Annotated in this window: 16 protein-coding genes; 5 read left to right on the forward strand and 11 right to left on the reverse strand. The window is 69.1% G+C overall.

All coding sequences use genetic code 11. The annotated features are described in order from the left end of the window. Nucleotides 1-15 precede the first annotated feature (15 nt). Nucleotides 16-255, reverse strand: a complete 240-nt coding sequence (locus ASG63_RS00325; RefSeq protein WP_056211425.1) for a hypothetical protein — start codon at nt 253-255, stop codon at nt 16-18. A 140-nt stretch (nt 256-395) separates the two neighbouring features. Beyond that, nucleotides 396-1274 carry an SDR family oxidoreductase gene (locus ASG63_RS00330; RefSeq protein ID WP_056210940.1) on the reverse strand — a complete coding sequence of 293 codons (879 nt, stop codon included), beginning with the start codon at nt 1272-1274 and terminating at the stop codon, nt 396-398. A gap of 107 nt (nt 1275-1381) precedes the next feature. Between ASG63_RS00330 and ASG63_RS00335 the strand changes: the two genes are divergently transcribed. Then, nucleotides 1382-1780 carry a winged helix-turn-helix transcriptional regulator gene (locus ASG63_RS00335; protein ID WP_056210942.1) on the forward strand — a complete coding sequence of 133 codons (399 nt, stop codon included), beginning with the start codon at nt 1382-1384 and terminating at the stop codon, nt 1778-1780. A gap of 18 nt (nt 1781-1798) precedes the next feature. On the opposite strand, the gene glyS is transcribed toward ASG63_RS00335, so the two are convergent. Next, a complete protein-coding gene (glyS, locus tag ASG63_RS00340) occupies nt 1799-3937 on the reverse strand; it encodes a glycine--tRNA ligase subunit beta (RefSeq protein ID WP_056210945.1) in 2139 nt (712 codons plus the stop codon). Nucleotides 3938-3997: 60 nt separating this feature from the next. Then, nucleotides 3998-4927 carry a glycine--tRNA ligase subunit alpha gene (locus ASG63_RS00345; RefSeq protein WP_056210947.1) on the reverse strand — a complete coding sequence of 310 codons (930 nt, stop codon included), beginning with the start codon at nt 4925-4927 and terminating at the stop codon, nt 3998-4000. Between the two features lie 212 nt (nt 4928-5139). Between ASG63_RS00345 and ASG63_RS00350 the strand changes: the two genes are divergently transcribed. Next, on the forward strand, nt 5140-5379 hold the full coding sequence (locus ASG63_RS00350; protein WP_056210949.1) for a hypothetical protein: 240 nt from the start codon (nt 5140-5142) through the stop codon (nt 5377-5379). A 20-nt stretch (nt 5380-5399) separates the two neighbouring features. Here ASG63_RS00350 and ASG63_RS00355 read toward each other — a convergent pair whose 3' ends face one another. Further along, entirely contained in the window at nt 5400-6254 is an 855-nt protein-coding gene (locus ASG63_RS00355; protein WP_056210951.1) for a S49 family peptidase, read from the reverse strand. 191 nt (nt 6255-6445) lie between these two features. On the opposite strand from ASG63_RS00355, the gene ASG63_RS23880 reads away from it, so the two are divergent. Then, on the forward strand, nt 6446-6739 hold the full coding sequence (locus ASG63_RS23880; protein WP_200957513.1) for a hypothetical protein: 294 nt from the start codon (nt 6446-6448) through the stop codon (nt 6737-6739). 9 nt (nt 6740-6748) lie between these two features. Here ASG63_RS23880 and ASG63_RS00360 read toward each other — a convergent pair whose 3' ends face one another. Further along, a complete protein-coding gene (locus ASG63_RS00360; RefSeq protein ID WP_056210953.1) occupies nt 6749-7519 on the reverse strand; it encodes a tRNA1(Val) (adenine(37)-N6)-methyltransferase in 771 nt (256 codons plus the stop codon). Beyond that, nucleotides 7512-7736 (reverse strand): putative signal transducing protein, encoded by a 225-nt coding sequence (locus tag ASG63_RS00365; protein WP_056210955.1) that lies wholly within the window; start codon nt 7734-7736, stop codon nt 7512-7514. The genes ASG63_RS00360 and ASG63_RS00365 overlap by 8 nt, the downstream gene beginning before the upstream one ends. A 159-nt stretch (nt 7737-7895) precedes the next feature. Here ASG63_RS00365 and ASG63_RS00370 point away from each other — a divergent pair, with 159 nt between their 5' ends. Beyond that, nucleotides 7896-8915 carry a polyprenyl synthetase family protein gene (locus tag ASG63_RS00370; RefSeq protein ID WP_056210957.1) on the forward strand — a complete coding sequence of 340 codons (1020 nt, stop codon included), beginning with the start codon at nt 7896-7898 and terminating at the stop codon, nt 8913-8915. A gap of 24 nt (nt 8916-8939) precedes the next feature. Here the strand turns inward: ASG63_RS00370 and ASG63_RS00375 are convergent, their stop codons facing one another. The 4 genes from ASG63_RS00375 to ASG63_RS00390 all read right to left on the reverse strand — a co-directional run bounded on the left by ASG63_RS00375 (nt 8940) and on the right by ASG63_RS00390 (nt 15346). Next, nucleotides 8940-10592, reverse strand: a complete 1653-nt coding sequence (locus ASG63_RS00375) for a putative bifunctional diguanylate cyclase/phosphodiesterase (RefSeq protein WP_082559121.1) — start codon at nt 10590-10592, stop codon at nt 8940-8942. 117 nt (nt 10593-10709) lie between these two features. Continuing rightward, nucleotides 10710-11585 (reverse strand): 4-(cytidine 5'-diphospho)-2-C-methyl-D-erythritol kinase, encoded by an 876-nt coding sequence (locus tag ASG63_RS00380; RefSeq protein ID WP_056211427.1) that lies wholly within the window; start codon nt 11583-11585, stop codon nt 10710-10712. 81 nt (nt 11586-11666) lie between these two features. After that, nucleotides 11667-13520 (reverse strand): tetratricopeptide repeat protein, encoded by a 1854-nt coding sequence (locus ASG63_RS00385; protein ID WP_056210959.1) that lies wholly within the window; start codon nt 13518-13520, stop codon nt 11667-11669. Between the two features lie 164 nt (nt 13521-13684). Beyond that, nucleotides 13685-15346, reverse strand: coding sequence for an electron transfer flavoprotein-ubiquinone oxidoreductase (locus tag ASG63_RS00390; protein WP_056210961.1), 1662 nt, complete (start codon nt 15344-15346; stop codon nt 13685-13687). A 238-nt stretch (nt 15347-15584) separates the two neighbouring features. On the opposite strand from ASG63_RS00390, the gene ASG63_RS00395 reads away from it, so the two are divergent. Continuing rightward, entirely contained in the window at nt 15585-16478 is an 894-nt protein-coding gene (locus ASG63_RS00395) for a uracil-DNA glycosylase (protein WP_056210963.1), read from the forward strand. Nucleotides 16479-16553: the final 75 nt, after the last annotated feature.

Here is a 16553-nt window from a genome sequence, read left to right on the forward strand (position 1 = left end):
ACTCGGACGCTGGGTTCAGTCGCAGCTCTCCTTGGTGACCGTCTTGCGGTCGCCGAGATCGTTCTCCTTGGTCACAGTCTTCGAGGAGCACCCGTCGCTGGATTCGCGGCGCTCGACCGTGCGGCTCTCGGTGGACGGACGGTCGACAACGACGGTGTCGGGCGCATCGCGGCGGATGACCGTGGTCTCCGCCTGCACGGCCGAAGCGCCAAACAGCGTTGCCAGGGTGAGGGCGGCGATGATGGGGTTGCGCATGAACATCTCCCTTCAGGAAAATCTGCAGCCCCAACGGCGTTCATCCAGAAACCGTTCCGCTTGTTGGCTGGCGGACCAGCCGAAATCTTCTGGATCTCGTCCCCTCGGTGAACGATGCCCTGCCGACTTCGTCCGAGACCTTACGCGAGGGCCCCGGCGACGACGCTGGCGTAGGGCGTCGTCGGCCGGCCGATCAGGTCGCGCAGGGCGTGGCCGTCGTCGAACAGGGCACCTTGGGCTGCGCCGGCATCGGAATCCGCGAGGAGGCGCGCGACCCCTTCCGGTAGGCCCGCCGCGAGGAGGGCCGCCGCGTAATCCGCGGGCGGCAGATCCTGGTAGCGGAGCGGCCGGCCGGAGGCCCGCGCGGCTTCCGCCGCGAAGTCGGGCAGGGTGTAGGCCTCGTCTCCCGCCAATTCGTAGATGCGCCCGGCTGCTTGGTCACCGGTGAGCACCGCGGCGGCGGCCTCGGCGTAGTCGGCACGGGCGGCGCTGGAGATCCGTCCCGTCCCGGCGCTTCCGAGCAGGACGCCGTGCGCGAGGGCCGACGGCAGGGACGCCGTATAGTTCTCGGTGTACCAGCCATTGCGCAGGATGATGGCGGGCAGGCCGGACTCCCTGAGGATCGCCTCGGTGGCGCGATGCTCCTCGGCAAGTCCGAGCGGCGAGGTGTCTGCGTGCAGCAGGCTGGTATAGGCGATCAGACCAACGCGCGCCCGGGCGGCGGCGGCGATGACGTTCCGGTGCTGGGCCACGCGCTGACCGATCTCGCTGGAGGAAATCAGCAGCAGCCGTTCGATTCCCGCGAAAGCCTCCGCGAGGGTTTCCGGGTGGGCGTAGTCGGCCACGCGCACCGCGACGCCCTGTGCACGAAGGTCATGCGCCGCCGGGCCTTCGCCCTGCCGGACGCCGGCGACGATCCGGGCGGCGGGCACCCGCCGCAGGAGGGCCGCGATCACGAGCCGTCCGAGTTGGCCGGTGGCTCCAGTGACGAACAGTCTCGATGACGGAATCTGGGACATGTCGGGCTGCCTCGTGGTTCTGACTCTTCACAAGGTCTATAAAAGAGACCGACAGGCCCCGTAAGGCGGCAGGTTTTCGAACCCTGGTTACCCGGAGGGAACCGCCCATGACCGATGGCCCTGATCTCGCGGAGCGGTTCGCGGCTTGGCAGGATCTCGGCTTCGACCCGCATCACTGCCCGGTCCGCGACGTGCTGAGTCACCTCGGCGACAAGTGGACGACCCTCATCATCGCGTCCCTTGCCGGCGGCACCCGCCGGTTCGGCGCCATCCACCGGGTGATCCCCGACATCTCGAAGCGAATGCTGACGCAGACCCTGCGCGACCTGGAGCGCGACGGCCTCGTCACACGGCGCGTGTTTCCCACGAGCCCACCCAGCGTCGAATACAGCCTGACGCCCCTGGGCGGTTCGTTGCTCCGGCCCCTCGCCGGGCTGGTGGATTGGGCGGAGCGGAATCACCCCGCCATCCGCGCGGCCCGGACACGGTTCCAAGCCGAGCCGTGAGGGGCTAAATTCGGCCGCTCAGCCCTCGATGCGCGAGAAGTCCGCGACCTCGCGGGTCGCCGCCCGCAAGGCGTTGAGCAGGGCGAGACGGTTCTCGCGCAGGGCCGGATCATCGGCATTCACCGTGACCCGCTCGAAGAACGCATCCACCGGAGCGCGCAGCGTGGAGAGAGCCTGCATGGCCCCGGCGAAATCCTCCGCCGCCACCGCCGCCGACGCAGTCTCGCGCGCCGCCGCCAGGGCTTCGGCGAGGGCCCGCTCCTCCGGCTCGCCACGGGCGGCCAGGACCGTGTCGGGGGCAGCGTCGTGGGCGCGACCGTCCTTCTTCTCCTCGATGCGCAGGATGTTGGCGGCGCGCTTGGAGCCGGCCAGCAGATTCCGGCCGTCGTCGGTCTCGAGGAAGGTGCCGAGGGCCTCGACACGACGGACCACCATCAGCAGATCGTCCTGGCCCGGCACGGCGAAGACGGCGTCGATGAGGTCGTGCCGGGCACCCTTGTCGCGCAGGTAGACTTTCAGGCGATCGGCGAAGAAGGCGAGGAGGCTTGCGGCATCCGCGTCAGCGGCGCTCGCTGGCGCGTTTTCCTTTGCCGGGTTGCCGTAGTTCGCATGGCCGTCGGCGGCGGCTTGATAGCCGTCGCGAAGCAGCGACAGCTTGACGGTGTTCTCGATGAGCAGCCGGATCACTCCGAGCGCCGCGCGGCGCAGGGCGTAGGGGTCCTTGCTGCCCGTCGGCTTCTCGTCGATGGACCAGAACCCCACCAGGGTGTCGAGCTTGTCGGCGAGCGCGACGGCCACGGCGACGGCATCGGTGGGGACCCGGTCGGAAGGACCGACCGGCTTGTAGTGGTCCTCGATCGCCGCTGCGACGCTCGAAGGTTCGCCCTGCAGTGCCGCATACTTGCGCCCCATCAGACCCTGAAGCTCGGGAAACTCGCCGACCATCTCGGTGACGAGGTCGGCTTTGGCAAGCGTCGCGGCACGCTCGGCCTGGTCCGGGTCGGCGCCGACCAGGGGTGCCAGCTCGCGGGCCAGGGCCGCGATGCGCTGAACGCGCGCGCCCTGCGTGCCGAGCTTCTCGTGGAACACGATGCTGTCGAGCTTCGGCAGCCGGTCCTCGAGGCGGATCGCCTTGTCGGTCTCCCAGAAGAACTTGGCGTCCGACAGCCGGGCGCGCACCACCCGCTCATTGCCGGCAGTGATGGCGAGGCCACCGTCACTGGCGACCAGATTCGAGGTCAGGACGAAGGCCGGCGCGAGGGTGTCGGTGCCGGCTTGGCGCAGGACGAAGCACTTCTGGTTGGCCCGGATGGTGGCGCGGATGGCCTCGGCAGGGATGTCGAGGAAGGCCTCGTCGAAGGAGCCCACCAGCACCACGGGCCATTCGACGAGGCCGGCGACCTCCTCCAGCAGCCCCTCGTCCTCCACCAGTTCGAGGCCCCGCGCGAAGGCGAGGTCGCGGGCGTCGTGCAGGATGATGTCCTTGCGCCGCTCCACGTCGAGCACGACCTTCGCGCGCTCCAGGGCCTGGACGTAATCGTCGAAGCGCCGGACCTCGATGGCCTCCGGCGCCAGGAATCGGTGGCCGTAGGTTGTGGTTCCGGCAACGATGCCGTCCACCGCGAACGGCACCACGTCCGGTGTCTCGGTCTCCGGTCCGAAGGTGGCCACGATGGACTGGAGCGGACGCACCCAACGGAGGGCGCCCGGTTGTGCCGAGGCCTTGCCCCAGCGCATCGATTTCGGCCACGGGAAGCCGCGGATGATCTGCGGCAGGATCTCGGCGAGGACGTCGAGGGTCTCGCGCCCGGGCCGCTCGATCACCGCGACGTAGAATTCGCCCTTCTTCGGGTCGGTGACGATGGTCGCCTGATCGAGGCTCGCCAGCCCAGCGCTCTTCAGGAAGCCCAGGACCGCGCCCTCCGGTGCCCCGACCCGGGGCCCTTTGCGCTCCTCGCGCACGTCCTGGCCGCGCGGCGGCAGGCCGGCCACGTGCAGCGCCAGCCGGCGCGGCGTGGCGAAGGCCTTGGCGCCCTCGTAGAGGAAGCCGCGCTCCACGAGGGCGTCGGTGACGAGCTTCTTCAGGTCGTCGGCCGCCCGCCGCTGCATGCGGGCGGGAATCTCTTCGGAGCGCAGTTCGAGGAGGAGGTCGGGCATGAGATCAGGCGGCGTCCAGGTAATGGTGTTCGGGGTGACGGGCGCGGTCGGCGTTGCGGATCACACCGCGCCACCACCCGCTGTGCGCAGGTACGCCGCCCCGCAGGCCTTCGCGAGTTCGCGCACCCGCAGGATGTAGCTCTGGCGCTCGGTCACCGAGATGACGCCCCGGGCGTCGAGCAGGTTGAAGACGTGGCTCGCCTTGATGCACTGGTCGTAGGCCGGCTGCGCCATTCGGTGCCGGCCGGTCTCGTCCTCCGGCGCACCGGCGTCGAGATAGGTCCGGCAGGCCTTTTCCGCGTCGGTGAACTGGCGAAACAGCATGGCGGTGTCCGCCGCCTCGAAGTTGTGGCGGGAATATTCCTGCTCGGACTGGAGAAAGACGTCGCCGTACGACACCCGATCCTCGCCCGTCCCACCATTGAAATTCAGGTCGTAGACGTTCTCGACGCCCTGGACGTACATTGCCAGCCGCTCAAGCCCGTAGGTGAGTTCGCCCGCCACGGGGGCGCACTCGAAGCCGGCGACCTGCTGGAAATAGGTGAACTGGCTCACCTCCATGCCGTCGCACCAGCACTCCCAGCCGAGGCCCCAGGCCCCGAGGGTCGGGCTCTCCCAGTCGTCCTCGACGAAGCGGATGTCGTGCAGCTTCAAGTCGACCCCGATGGCGTCGAGGGAAGCGAGGTAGAGCTCCTGCAGGTTGGGCGGGTTCGGCTTCAGGATCACCTGGAACTGGTAATAGTGCTGCAGCCGGTTCGGGTTCTCGCCGTAGCGGCCATCCTTCGGCCGCCGCGAAGGCTGGACATAGGCGGCCTTCCAGGGCTTCGGGCCGAGCGCCCGCAGGGTCGTCGCCGGATGGAAGGTACCGGCACCGACTTCCATGTCGTAGGGCTGCAGGATCACGCAGCCCTGCGCCGCCCAGAATCGCTGCAGGGTCAGGATCAGGCCCTGGAACGAGGTTTTGGGCGCTAGATCGACGGCGCTCGACATGGGTTTTCCGGTCCGTGGAGGGGCGGCCAGCGTTTAAGAGGCGGCCCGGTCGTGTCAAGCGACGGCACCGCACCATGGGCGTGCGTCACCACACACAATTCGGCCACGATTCGCCTTAGCGGTGGAACGGTCTCGCTTGCTGCCAAGTTTATTCGGCAATCAAGGGGTTCTCACCGTCCTCAAGGGCGGTCGACAATTTGGAACATCGCGCCATGCGCTCGTCCTTCACAGTCTTCGCCGCCCTCGTCGCAGCATCCCTGGTGGCCACCCCGCTGGTGATCACGGCGTCGAACGCGCTCGCCACGGCGGAGTATTCGGATACGGTCACAATGCCCGCCGCCGTGACGCCGATCGAGGTCGCGGCCGTGCCGGCCCCCGCCGTTGCCGAGACCTGCGCCCGGAAGGTCCGGGTGGTCTATGCCGGTTACGGCGCCGAGAGCTGCAAGCGCTGAAAGTTGCAAACGCTGAGATCCTACAAGCCGTAGCGGGCGAAGGCCGCGCGATCCTCGATCGCTGCCAGGACTTCGCCCGCGACGCTGCTGCCGGGCGCCGAGCGCCGCAACAGGCGGGCGACGAGCGAGCCCTTCTTCTCGGCGATGAAGACGAGATCGACCTTGTCGCCGTAGCGTGCCCGCAGGGTCGAGCGGGCATCCCCCAGGCCATCGACGAGACCCAGCGGTAGCGCCTGCTGGCCGGTCCAGACAGCCCCCGTGAACAGGTTTTCTCCATTAGGCGCGAGCCTGGGGCGGCGGGCGCCGACGAGGGCCGTGAACAGGGCCTGCACGTCCGTCTGGATGGCCTTAAGACGCGCCACGTCAGCCGGATCCTCCGGACGGAACGGATCAAGCATCCCCTTGGCCTCGCCCTGGGTGTGCACCCGGCGATCGATGCCGATGCGCTCGATCAGCCGGTCGAATCCGAACCCGGCCGAGACGACGCCGATCGATCCGACCAGCGACATCGGATCGGCGATGATCTCGTCGGCCGCGCAGGCGATCATGTAGCCGCCGGACGCCGCCACATCCTCCACGAAGGCCAGGACCGGGAGCTTCTTCTCGGCCGCCAGGGCGCGGATGCGCTGGTGGATCAGGTGCGATTGCGCCGGAGCGCCGCCGGGTGAGTTGATGACCAGCGCGACGGCGGCGATGCCGGGCGTCGCGAAGGCTCGATCGAGGCTGCTCGCGAGACTGCCGATCGACAGTCCGGCGCGGAACGGCGACACGGCGCCGATCGCCCCACTGAGCCGCAGGACGGCGACGCGCGGCTCCGCACGGCGCCAGCGTCGGGGAAGCAGCGCGCGCAGGGGACCAGGCAGGGAAACGGGCATGCGGCCTCGACTCGGATCGGAGGAGCGGAAGGGTGTTGCGCGTCGGCCACGGAGGGCAGGGTCGCTCGAGCGGTGAGGTGGGGCGGGGCGAACCCTTTTGCCAGCGTCGCCGTTGTCGCCTCACGCCGCCGCATCGTGGCGGCCCGCGCGCCTCCCGGGGAGGCCCGCGCAGCAGCGAAGGAGATGCGACCATGCGCATGATGCGTTGGATGGCCCTGGCACTCGGCATGCTGGCCGGTGCGATGGGATTTGGAGCAGCGACGGCGACCGCCGCGCCGATGCCCGTGGCGGGTATCGAGGCCGGTGCGCAGGCCCCCCTGGTGGCGCAGGCCCGGTGGCACGGACATCGGCGTCATTGGCATCACCGCCGGCACTGGCACCATCGCCACCACGGGTATCGCCGCCACCATTGGCGCCGGCACCACGGCTGGGGCCACCGCCATCACGGCTGGCATCGGCCTTATCGGGTCCGGACGTTCTACTGAGCGCGCCCCTCAGGGGACCTCGACGCCGGCATCGACCCACCCGCGACCCTCGTGAAGGGCCGCGGCGTGCGGGGTGAAGCGGCCCTCGTCGTCATGAAGGACGACGGGCGGCAGGAGCCGCAGCGGAGCCCGGCTTCCCTTCACGCCGCTCATGAGGATGCGGATCGCCGGCTGATTCCGCTTGGCGTGGACCGGCCGGATCGCCAGCGCGCCGAAGCGGCCGCGGGCGGCGTCGAGGCAGGCGGGGAGGTGATCCGCCCGGTGGATCAGGCCGAGCCGACCCTGTGGGCGGAGCAGATCGACGCAGCTGCGCATCCAGGCCTCGATCCCGCCGTCCGAAAAGGTATGCGCGCTGGCTTTGCCGATCACGGGGGAGGGCTGGTGCCGTCCGGGCTCGAAGTAGGGCGGGTTCGTCAGGAGGAGGTCGGCGAGGCCGGGCGTCAGGCCATCGGCCTGCCGACGCAGTCCGGGCGCCAGCACGTCCGCCTCGATGACCGTCGTCCGGTTAACCAAGCCATTCGCCTCGGCGTTGCACCGGGCGTAAGCTGCCAGGTCCGGGTCACGTTCCACCAGCACCACGCGGCAGTCGGGGCTCCGCAGGGCCACCGCGAGGCCCACCGCACCGCTCGCCGCCCCCACGTCGCAGACGACCGCACCGGGCTCGGGTGCCAGGAGCCCTGCCAGAAGGACCGCGTCCGTGCCGGCCCGGTGCGCGCCGCGCGGCGGCTGGATCAGGCGCAGCCGACCGCCGAGCCAGAGATCGGCCCCGGGCTCAGGCATCCCGCAACTCGTGGGCGAGGCCCGCATCCGTGAGCAGGCGGCGCGCCTGCATCGCCTGATCCCGCGGCACCAGGAGACGCCGCGCGAAGGCGCCGATGGAGCCTTCGAGAAGGCTCATGTGCTGGTCGGCGACGAGGGCCGGAATGGCTGCGGCCTCCAGGATCGATTGGGCGAACCCGATCAGGACGACGTCGTTGCTGCGAATGAGTTCGGTCATACACGCTCTCCCCGGCGCCATCCTGGGCACCGCCCCTGGATGTATAGCTTGCGGCATGGTGCGTGTTGCAGCGCCTCCGGGCGCATGCGATGGGGTGTCACGGACGCGGTCGATTGGATCGCGCCGCGTTGGCGTAGGGAAGCGGGAGGCCTCAAGGTCTTGGGCGTCGTAGTTCCGATCGATGAGAGAAGTCCCGATCCCGAGGCGAGCCTGGCCGACCTCGTCGCCCTGGTGTCCGGTGGGATGGAGCGCGTCAACGCGACGATCCTGTCCCGCACCGGATCCGACGTCCAGATGATTCCCGAAGTCGCCAACCACCTGATCTCCTCGGGCGGCAAGCGCCTTCGGCCGATCCTCACGCTCGCGACCGCCGATCTCTGCCACTATGTCGGCGACGGCGCGGTGAAGCTCGCCGCCAGCGTCGAGTTCATGCACACCGCGACCCTCCTGCACGACGATGTGGTCGACGGCAGCGACATGCGTCGCGGCAAGGTGGCGGCCCGCATCAAGTGGGGGAACGAGGCCAGCGTCCTGGTGGGCGATTTCCTCCTCGGCCAAGCCTTCCGGATGATGGTGGAGGTCGGATCGCTGAAGGCCCTCGACATCCTGTCCGCGGCGGCCACCATCATCGCCGAGGGCGAGGTGATGCAGCTCACCGCGGCGAAGAACACGGAAACGAGCGAGGCCGAGTATCTCGCGGTGATCAGCGCCAAGACGGCGGAGTTGTTCGCCGCTGCCTGCGAGGTCGGTCCGGTCCTGGCTGAGCGCGACGCCGCCGAGCAGGCAGCCTGCCGCGCCTACGGCATGAACCTCGGCATCGCCTTCCAGCTCATCGACGACGTCCTCGATTACGGCGGCACCAGCGATACCCTGGGCAAGAATGTCGGCGACGATTTTCGCGAGGGCAAGATCACGCTGCCCATCGTCCTGGCGGTGCGTCGTGCCACGGGTAGCGAGCGCGGCTTCTGGAAGCGGACGCTCGAACTCGGCGAGGTCACGGACAACGATCTCGAAACAGCGCGCGCCATCCTGCGGCGTCACGGCGCCCTGGAGGAAACGATGGCGCGCGCCCGCCTGTACGGCGACCGGGCCCGGGATGCCCTGAAGACGTTCCCGCCGAGCCCGATGAAGCACGCCCTGCTGCAGGTCGTCGACTTCTGCATCGCCCGGGCGCACTGAGCGTCCCAGCGCAGCGTCGGATCGTCAGGCTGCCGCCTGGCGCATGACCGGCGGCGGAGCGAGGGCCACGCGCTCGTAATCGGTGACCTCGGACGTTTCGGCCGGGGACGGCGCGATCACGATCCGGCCCGCGTCGTCGGACCATTGCGTGAGAAGGCCGTCGGTGGTGGCCTTGTCCATGGGCCGCCCGAAGAGGTAGCCCTGGCCGTAGGTGCACCCCTGGCCGGCAAGCCAATCGACGCTAGTCCCGCTCTCGATGCCCTCGGCCGTGGTGAGAAGGCCGAGGCTGGAGCCCAGAGCGATGATCGCATCCACGAGCTTGGCGCGCTCGCTGCTTAGCCGCATCGATTCCACGTAGCTGCGGTCGATCTTCAGCTTGTCGAACTGCAGTTCGCGCAGATGGTAGAGGCTGGAATATCCGGTCCCGAAATCGTCGAGGGCGATGCGGACGCCAAAGCTTTGGAGCGACTTCAGGGCGGTCCGCGCCGCTTCGAGATCGTTGACCAGGGCCGTCTCGGTGATCTCGATCTCCAGGCGACCCGGTGCGAACCCGGTCTCCGTCAGGATGCCGAGGATCTGCTCGGGCAGGTGCGGATCGCGCAGCTGCAGCGGTGAGATGTTGATCGCCAGCTGGAGATGGGCCGGCCAGAGCCGAGCGTCTCGGCAGGCCCGGCGCATCAGCGACCAGGTGAGCTCGGCGATCAGACCGGTCTCCTCGGCCAGGCTGATGAAATCGGCCGGGGTCAGGACGCCCAGCCGGGGATGATTCCAGCGGGCCAGCACCTCGAACCCGATGAGATCGCGGCCGGGCAGCGACACCACTGGCTGGTAGAACGGCTCGATCTCGCCCTGCTCGATGCCGACCCGCAATTCCCCTTCGAGCCGGGCGCGTGCCTTCAGGGCCTGACCCATGTCGAGATGGAAGAACCGGTAGGTCCCGCGCCCATCCCGCTTGCCCTGGTACATGGCGACATCGGCGGCGTGCAGCAGCGCCTCGGCGGTGCGGCTCTCTTCCGTCGCCGTCGCGATTCCGATGGTGGCGCCGATCTCGAGACGGCTCTGGGTCCAGGCGATCGGCTGAGAGAGCGAGGCGATGATGCCCTGCGCGAGTCGCGCCAGAGCTTCCGGATCGCTGTCGGTGTCGAGAAGAAGAGCGAACTCATCGCCCCCGAGGCGCGCGACGAGGCTCTGGGGCGGCGCGAGGGCCCGCAGGCGATCGGCGATGACGCAGAGGACGGCGTCACCCGCGGCATGACCATGGACGTCGTTCACCGGCTTGAAGCGGTCGAGGTCGATCAGCATCACGGCGACCCGCGGGAGACCGGTGGCCACGCGGATGCGCGCCGCGAGGGTTTCGCCGAACAGGCGGCGATTGGCGAGACCCGTCATCGCATCGTGGCGTGCGACGGCCTCGGCATGCGCCTCGGCCCCGTCCCGATCCTGCATCGCCTTGCGCAGCTTGAACGACTTGCGGACGGCCGCCACGACCACGCCCAGGCTCATGCAAAGGGACAGCATCAGCAGATCCTGAAGCTGATGCGTCCGGGTCGCGTCGATGAGAACCGTGAAGAACCCCAGCTGAGTGCCGACGATCCAGATGCAGGAGCCGATCATCATCAGGCACAGGAGTTCTCGGAGCTCGCCCTCTCCCCACGAGTTGTTTTTTTGGTCGGGCATGCACCGCTCCTTGCGCGCGCCGATCCTGCAGCCTCAAACCTTGAGCGAGCGTAAAGCTGACGTCTGAAGTCGGCGCCGTTGCACGGAAAGTTGCTATCCCACCAAGAGGGCGAATGCTTAGCGCAGCATTGCTGCCGTGACCCACCAGCCTGGATGAACTGCCGCGATGCTGCGTGCGGCGCGGGCCGCCTCGGACCGATGCCCGAAAATTCCGAACACCGTCGCGCCGGACCCCGACATCCGCGCCAAGCGGCATCCGGGGGCGGCCCGCAGGGCCCCGAGCGCCACGTCGATCACCGGGGCGAGGCTCCGCGCCGGGGTTTCGAGGTCGTTGCGGGCAGGGGTGATCGCGCGCAGGAGGGCCTCCGCCCCGAGACCGGGGGCGATGACGGGATGCGCGCCGGTGCCGTGGCGATCGCCGACCGCGAGCCCAAGCGCGCGGAACACCGGCGCAGTCTCGACCGGGACGCCCGGATTGATGAGGACCGCCGGCAGCGGGGTCATATCCAGGGCGGGTCCGACGGCCTCGCCGGCGCCCGCCATCATGCGGGCGCGTGGGACAAGACAGACCGGGACATCGGCGCCAGTGGCACGGGCGGCCGCGACCAGGTCCGGATCGTCGGGGGCGATGTCGTTCAGGCGGCCCAGAAGGCGCAGGGCCGCCGCGGCGTCGGAGGAGCCGCCGCCGATGCCTGCGGCGACGGGCAGACGCTTCACGAGATGGAAGCTGCCCTGGCGGAGACCGGGCCGAAGGCGGGCGAGGTGACGCACCGCGCGGATGACGAGGTTGTCGTCGAGGGGGCCGGCCGGGCCGGCCGTCGGCCCCGAAACGGTCAGCGCCAGGTCGGGACCCGGCTCCAGGCTGAGCGTGTCGCCGGCGCCGGTGAAGACCACGAGACTTTCGAGCTCGTGATAGCCGTCGCCGGCCCGGCGGCCGAGGACGTGAAGGGTGAGGTTGATCTTCGCCGGAGCGCGGGTGACGAGGAGGGGCACGGACACTCGGGGCTCATGGGTCGGGCAATCGCGGGGCCGGTCTGGCCTCGCGACGCGCGTTCCGTCAAGCCTTCGGGCCGATCAACCGCCGCTCTTCTTGTCGGCCGCGCCCGGGGGCTCGTTCGGGGCAGGGGCGCCCTTCGGCAGCTCGGGGTTCACCTTGCTCTCGGGCGGATTCTCGGCGGTGGCGGCGGGCTTCTCGAGTTCCGGCAAGCCGTCCTTGAGCTTGGCATTGATCTTCTCGAGGTCGTCCGGCTCTGGGTTCAGGTCCTTGGCGTGCTGCCATTGGAACTTGCCCTCCAGGCGACGCCCGGCGCGCCAGTAGGCGTCGCCCAGGTGGTCGTTGATGGTCGGATCGCCGGGCTTCAGCTCGATCGCCTTTTCCAGCTCGCGCACCGCGTCGTCCCAGCGGCCGAGGCGGAAATAGGCCCAACCCAGGCTGTCGATGATCATGCCGTCGCGCGGGGCCGCATCGACGGCCTGCTTCAGCATCGTGAAGGCCTCGTCGATGTTCATGTTCTGGTCGACCCAAGAATAGGCGAGGTAGTTCAGCACCTGGGCCCGGGCGCCGGGCTGGCTCGCGGGAACCAGCTCAAGGGCCTTCTTCAGGTCGGCCTCGGCCTTCGGCCACTGCTTGGCGCGCTCGTAGGCGGTTCCCCGGAAGTAGAAAGTCGTCCAATAATTCGCGGCCGGCTTGTCGCCGATCAGCGCGATGGCACGGCTGTAGGTCTCCGCCGCCTCCTCGTACTTCTTGCGCGAACGCTGGACGTTGCCGAGCGCCGTGACGACGTCGATGTCGTCCGGATGCGCCTTCATCGCGGCATCGAGATGGGCGATGGCCTCGTCGCCCTTGCCCATCTGCTCCAGGTTCAGTCCGACCTGGACGTCGGCATTGAGGCGCAGGGGCGAGGTGGTGGGGATCTGCGAATAGGCCTCGTTGGCCCGCTCGGTCTGCTTCATCCGGTCGAGGATGTCGGCAAGGGTGAGCCGCGCGAGGGCGTGCTCGGGGGCGAGGTAGAGGGCGAAGCGCAGGTAGACCACCGCCGGCAGTTCGTCGCCCTGGGTCGAGCCGGCCGAGCCGAGACCGTACAGCACCTCGCCCGCGCCCTCCTGCGCCGAGTTGACGAGGCGGCTGAGGGGTTTGCCCTCCTTCAGCTTGGTCAGGGCATCGCGCACGATGGGGTGGCGCGGCAGCAGCTTGTCGAACTCGGTATAGGCCTGGATCGCGAGGTCGGTGCGGCCGGCCTGGGCCTCGAAGCGCGCATAGGCGTCGACGATGCGCAGGGTGTTGCGGTCGGCGTCGTAGGCGGCCTTGAGGCGGCGCTCGGCTTCCGCCTGATCGCCGACGAGGCTGGCGATCAGCCCGGCATGGAAGTCGCGGAAGGTGTTGTAGTAGCGTTCGCCCTTGAGCTTGTTGATGGTCTCCAGCGCGCGCTTGCCGTCGTTGGCCCCGGCGAAGGCCCACGCGGTGAGCAGCGTCCCGGTCAGGTCGGCGGCGGCCCCCCGGCCGCTGCGTGCGAAGTTCTGGCGGGCCTGGGCGAACTGTCCCGCCTTGATCTGGCGCACGCCGAGGGCGAGCTGGGCGAGGCCGTTCGATCCGTCGCGGCTGGTCAGGCGTTCGGCGGCCCGGAAGGCGTCCGGCAGGGAGCCGTCGGCGAGCAGCGACACGAAGGCCCGCTCCAGCAGCTCGGCGTTGCGGGGATCGGCCTTCACGGCCTCGCGGTAGTAGCTCGCGGCGGCTGCGGTGTCCTTGGAGGCACCGGCGATGTAGGCCGAGAGGAAGTTGCCCTCCAGCGACTCCGCGGGCTCGTACTCGGAGATCGGAGCGGATTCCCGCGGCTGAGCCGCGTAGGCCGCCGGCGAGCTCGCGAGGCAGACGGCGAGGGCCGAGAGGACCCGGCGGCCGGTCCGGCTGGTTTTGGCTGTTCCGTTCATGGGCACCGATCACGGCTCCTGCGCACCGGCCATCTCGGTGGCCGGGCTCGTTCGGGGCGGGACACTGGACTCTTACCGCCATCCTCGCAAGGCATAAGGATGGCGGCCTCTGCGCCCGCCATCCCCCCTCATTCGACCGTGATCCGGGCGGCGGACCGGCCCCCTCACATGTTCGGGTAGTTCGGCCCGCCCGGTCCTTCCGGGGTCTCCCAGTTGATGTTCTGGTTCGGATCCTTGATGTCGCAGGTCTTGCAGTGGACGCAGTTCTGGGCGTTGATCTGGTAGCGTACGCCGTCGCTGGCGCCGGCATCCTCCACCCATTCGTAGACGCCGGCCGGACAGTAGCGGGCCGACGGGCCACCGTAGACGTCGTGCTCGGAGGCCTTCTGCAGCTCCATGTTCCGCACCTTGAGGTGGGCCGGCTGGTCCTCCTCGTGGTTGGTGTTCGACAGGTAGACCGAGGAGAGTCGGTCGAAGGTCAGCTTGCCGTCGGGCTTGGGATAGACGATCGGCTTCACCTCGCTCAGCGGCTTCAGCGTCGCGTGGTCCGGCTTCCCGTGGCGCAGCGTTCCGAAGGGCGAGGCGTCCAGGATGGTGTTCGACCACATGTCGAGCCCGCCGAGGCCGACGCCAACGAGCGTGCCGTACTTCGACCAGAGCGGCTTGACGTTGCGTACGCGCTTCAGATCCTGGCCGATGGCGCTGTCGCGCCAGCCGTTCTCGTAGGTCTCGAGCTCGTCGCCCTGCCGGCCGGATTCGAGTGCCTGCGCCAGGGCCTCGGCCGCCTGCATGCCGGAGAGGACCGCATTGTGCGAGCCCTTGATGCGGGGCACGTTCACGAAGCCGGCAGAGTCGCCCACGAGGCAGCCGCCCGGGAACACAAGCTTCGGCACCGACTGCCAGCCGCCCTCCATGATGGCGCGCGCGCCGTAGCCGATGCGCTTGGCCCCGTCGAAGGTCTCGGCGATCATCGGGTGGGTCTTGAAGCGCTGGAACTCCTCGAACGGCGACAGGGTCGGATTCTCGTAGTTCAGGTGCGTGACGAAGCCGACCGAGAGCAGGCCGTCGTCGAAATGGTAGAGCCAGGAGCCGCCGCCGGCCTTGTTCGGCAGGGGCCAGCCCATGGTGTGCTGCACGAGGCCGGCCTGGAACTTGTCAGGGGCGAGCTGCCAGAGTTCCTTGACGCCGAGGCCGTACTTCTGGTGGTCGCTGTAAGCGTTGAGCTTGAAGCGATCGATCACCGTCTTGGTCAGCGATCCGCGCGCGCCCTCACCGAAGACCGTGTACTTGGCCCGCAACTCCATGCCGCGGGTGTAGTCGTCGCGCGGCTCACCGGACTTGCCGATGCCGAGGTCGCCCGTGGCGACGCCCACGACGACGCCGGATTCGTCGTAAAGCACCTCGGATGCCGGGAAGCCCGGGTAGATCTCGACGCCGAGCTCCTCGGCCTTGGCGCCGAGATACTTCGTCACGTTCGAGAGCGAGCCGACGAAGTTGCCGTGGTTCGACATCAGCTTGGGGAAAAACAGGTTCGGCATGGTAAGGCCGCTGTTCTTGGTCAGGAACATGAACTCGTCGCGCGCGACCGCCGTCTTAAGCGGGCGCGCCTCGTCCTGGCGCCAGCCGGGCAGCAGGCCGTCGAGGCCCGAGGGATCGATCACCGCGCCCGACAGGATGTGGGCACCGACCTCTGAGCCCTTCTCCACCACGACGATGCTGGCATCGGCGGACAACTGCTTGAGGCGGATGGCGGTCGCGAGCCCGGCCGGCCCGGCCCCCACGATGACCACGTCGAATTCCATCGCCTCGCGTTCGGGCAGCGCCATCCGTCATCCTCCTGTGAGGCCCTGCTCTGCCGCGGGGCCCTCGTCATTCGTCCCGATCGTCCGTCTACGGACCGACGATCCCGTGTCCGGCGATCACTCTCAACCCATTCCAACCTGAGAACGCAAGCGGCGCCAAGGTCTCGGGGGCAGCGGGTGACGATGTCGCGCGGGTCAAAAGGCAGTGCGCAGCGTCGCACGCCCGGTTGTCCACAACTGCGTGAGGCGCCACATCGGGATCATGAGCCAAAGCGACGACCGACAGCGGGATCTCATCGCCAGCCTCGATTTTCACGTCGAGGCCGGACTCGACCTCTTCCTCGACGAGGCGCCTCACGATCGCTTCTCGGAGGCCGAGGCGCCCGAGCAGATGACGGCGCCCCCCGCACGGCCCACGCCTTTGCGCGACGCGCCGGCCCCGCCGCGGCCACCCTTGCCCGGCGTCGGCATGGTCCTGGCCGATTTGCCCCAGCGCGGCGCGGCCCCGCCGCCGGCCCGGACCTTCGGCCAGTCGGCCGCGTCCAAGCCTGGGGAGGCGGCCGGCGATGCGCGTGCGCGGGCCCGCGACGTGCAGAGCCTCGACGAGCTGGAGGCGCTGCTCGCCGGCTTCGATGGTTGCCCGCTGAAATTCACCGCCAAGAACCTCGTCTTCGCCGACGGCAATCCGGCGGCGAAGCTGATGTTCATCGGCGAGGCCCCGGGGGCCGACGAGGACCGCGTCGGCAAACCCTTCATGGGCCGTTCGGGCAAGCTTCTCGACCGCATGATGGCGGCCATCGGCCTCGACCGGACGAATGCTTACGTCACCAACATCGTGCCGTGGCGGCCGCCGGGGAACCGCAACCCGACCCCGCAGGAGGTCTCGATCTGCAGGCCGTTCATCGAACGGCAGATCGAACTCGCCGATCCGGACCTCATCGTTTGCCTCGGCAGCCCGGCGACGCAGGCGATCACCGGCACCAAGGACGGCATCTTGAAGGCGCGCGGTCGCTTCTACCCCTACCGCGTCGGGAGCCGCGAGATCCGCGCCCTGGCGACGCTGCATCCGGCCTATCTCCTGCGCCAGCCGCTGCAGAAGCGCCTTGCTTGGCGGGACTTCCGGACCTTGCGCGCCGCCCTCGACGGGAAGGCCTGAGCCCGCTCGGGCCGGCGCCCAAGCGGAACCGTATCCCGTAGCTGCGACTTACTTCACGCGGCCGTGTGTGACGCC

Origin of the sequence: Methylobacterium sp. Leaf94 (assembly GCF_001426045.1) — a bacterium.
Classification (GTDB): domain Bacteria; phylum Pseudomonadota; class Alphaproteobacteria; order Rhizobiales; family Beijerinckiaceae; genus Methylobacterium.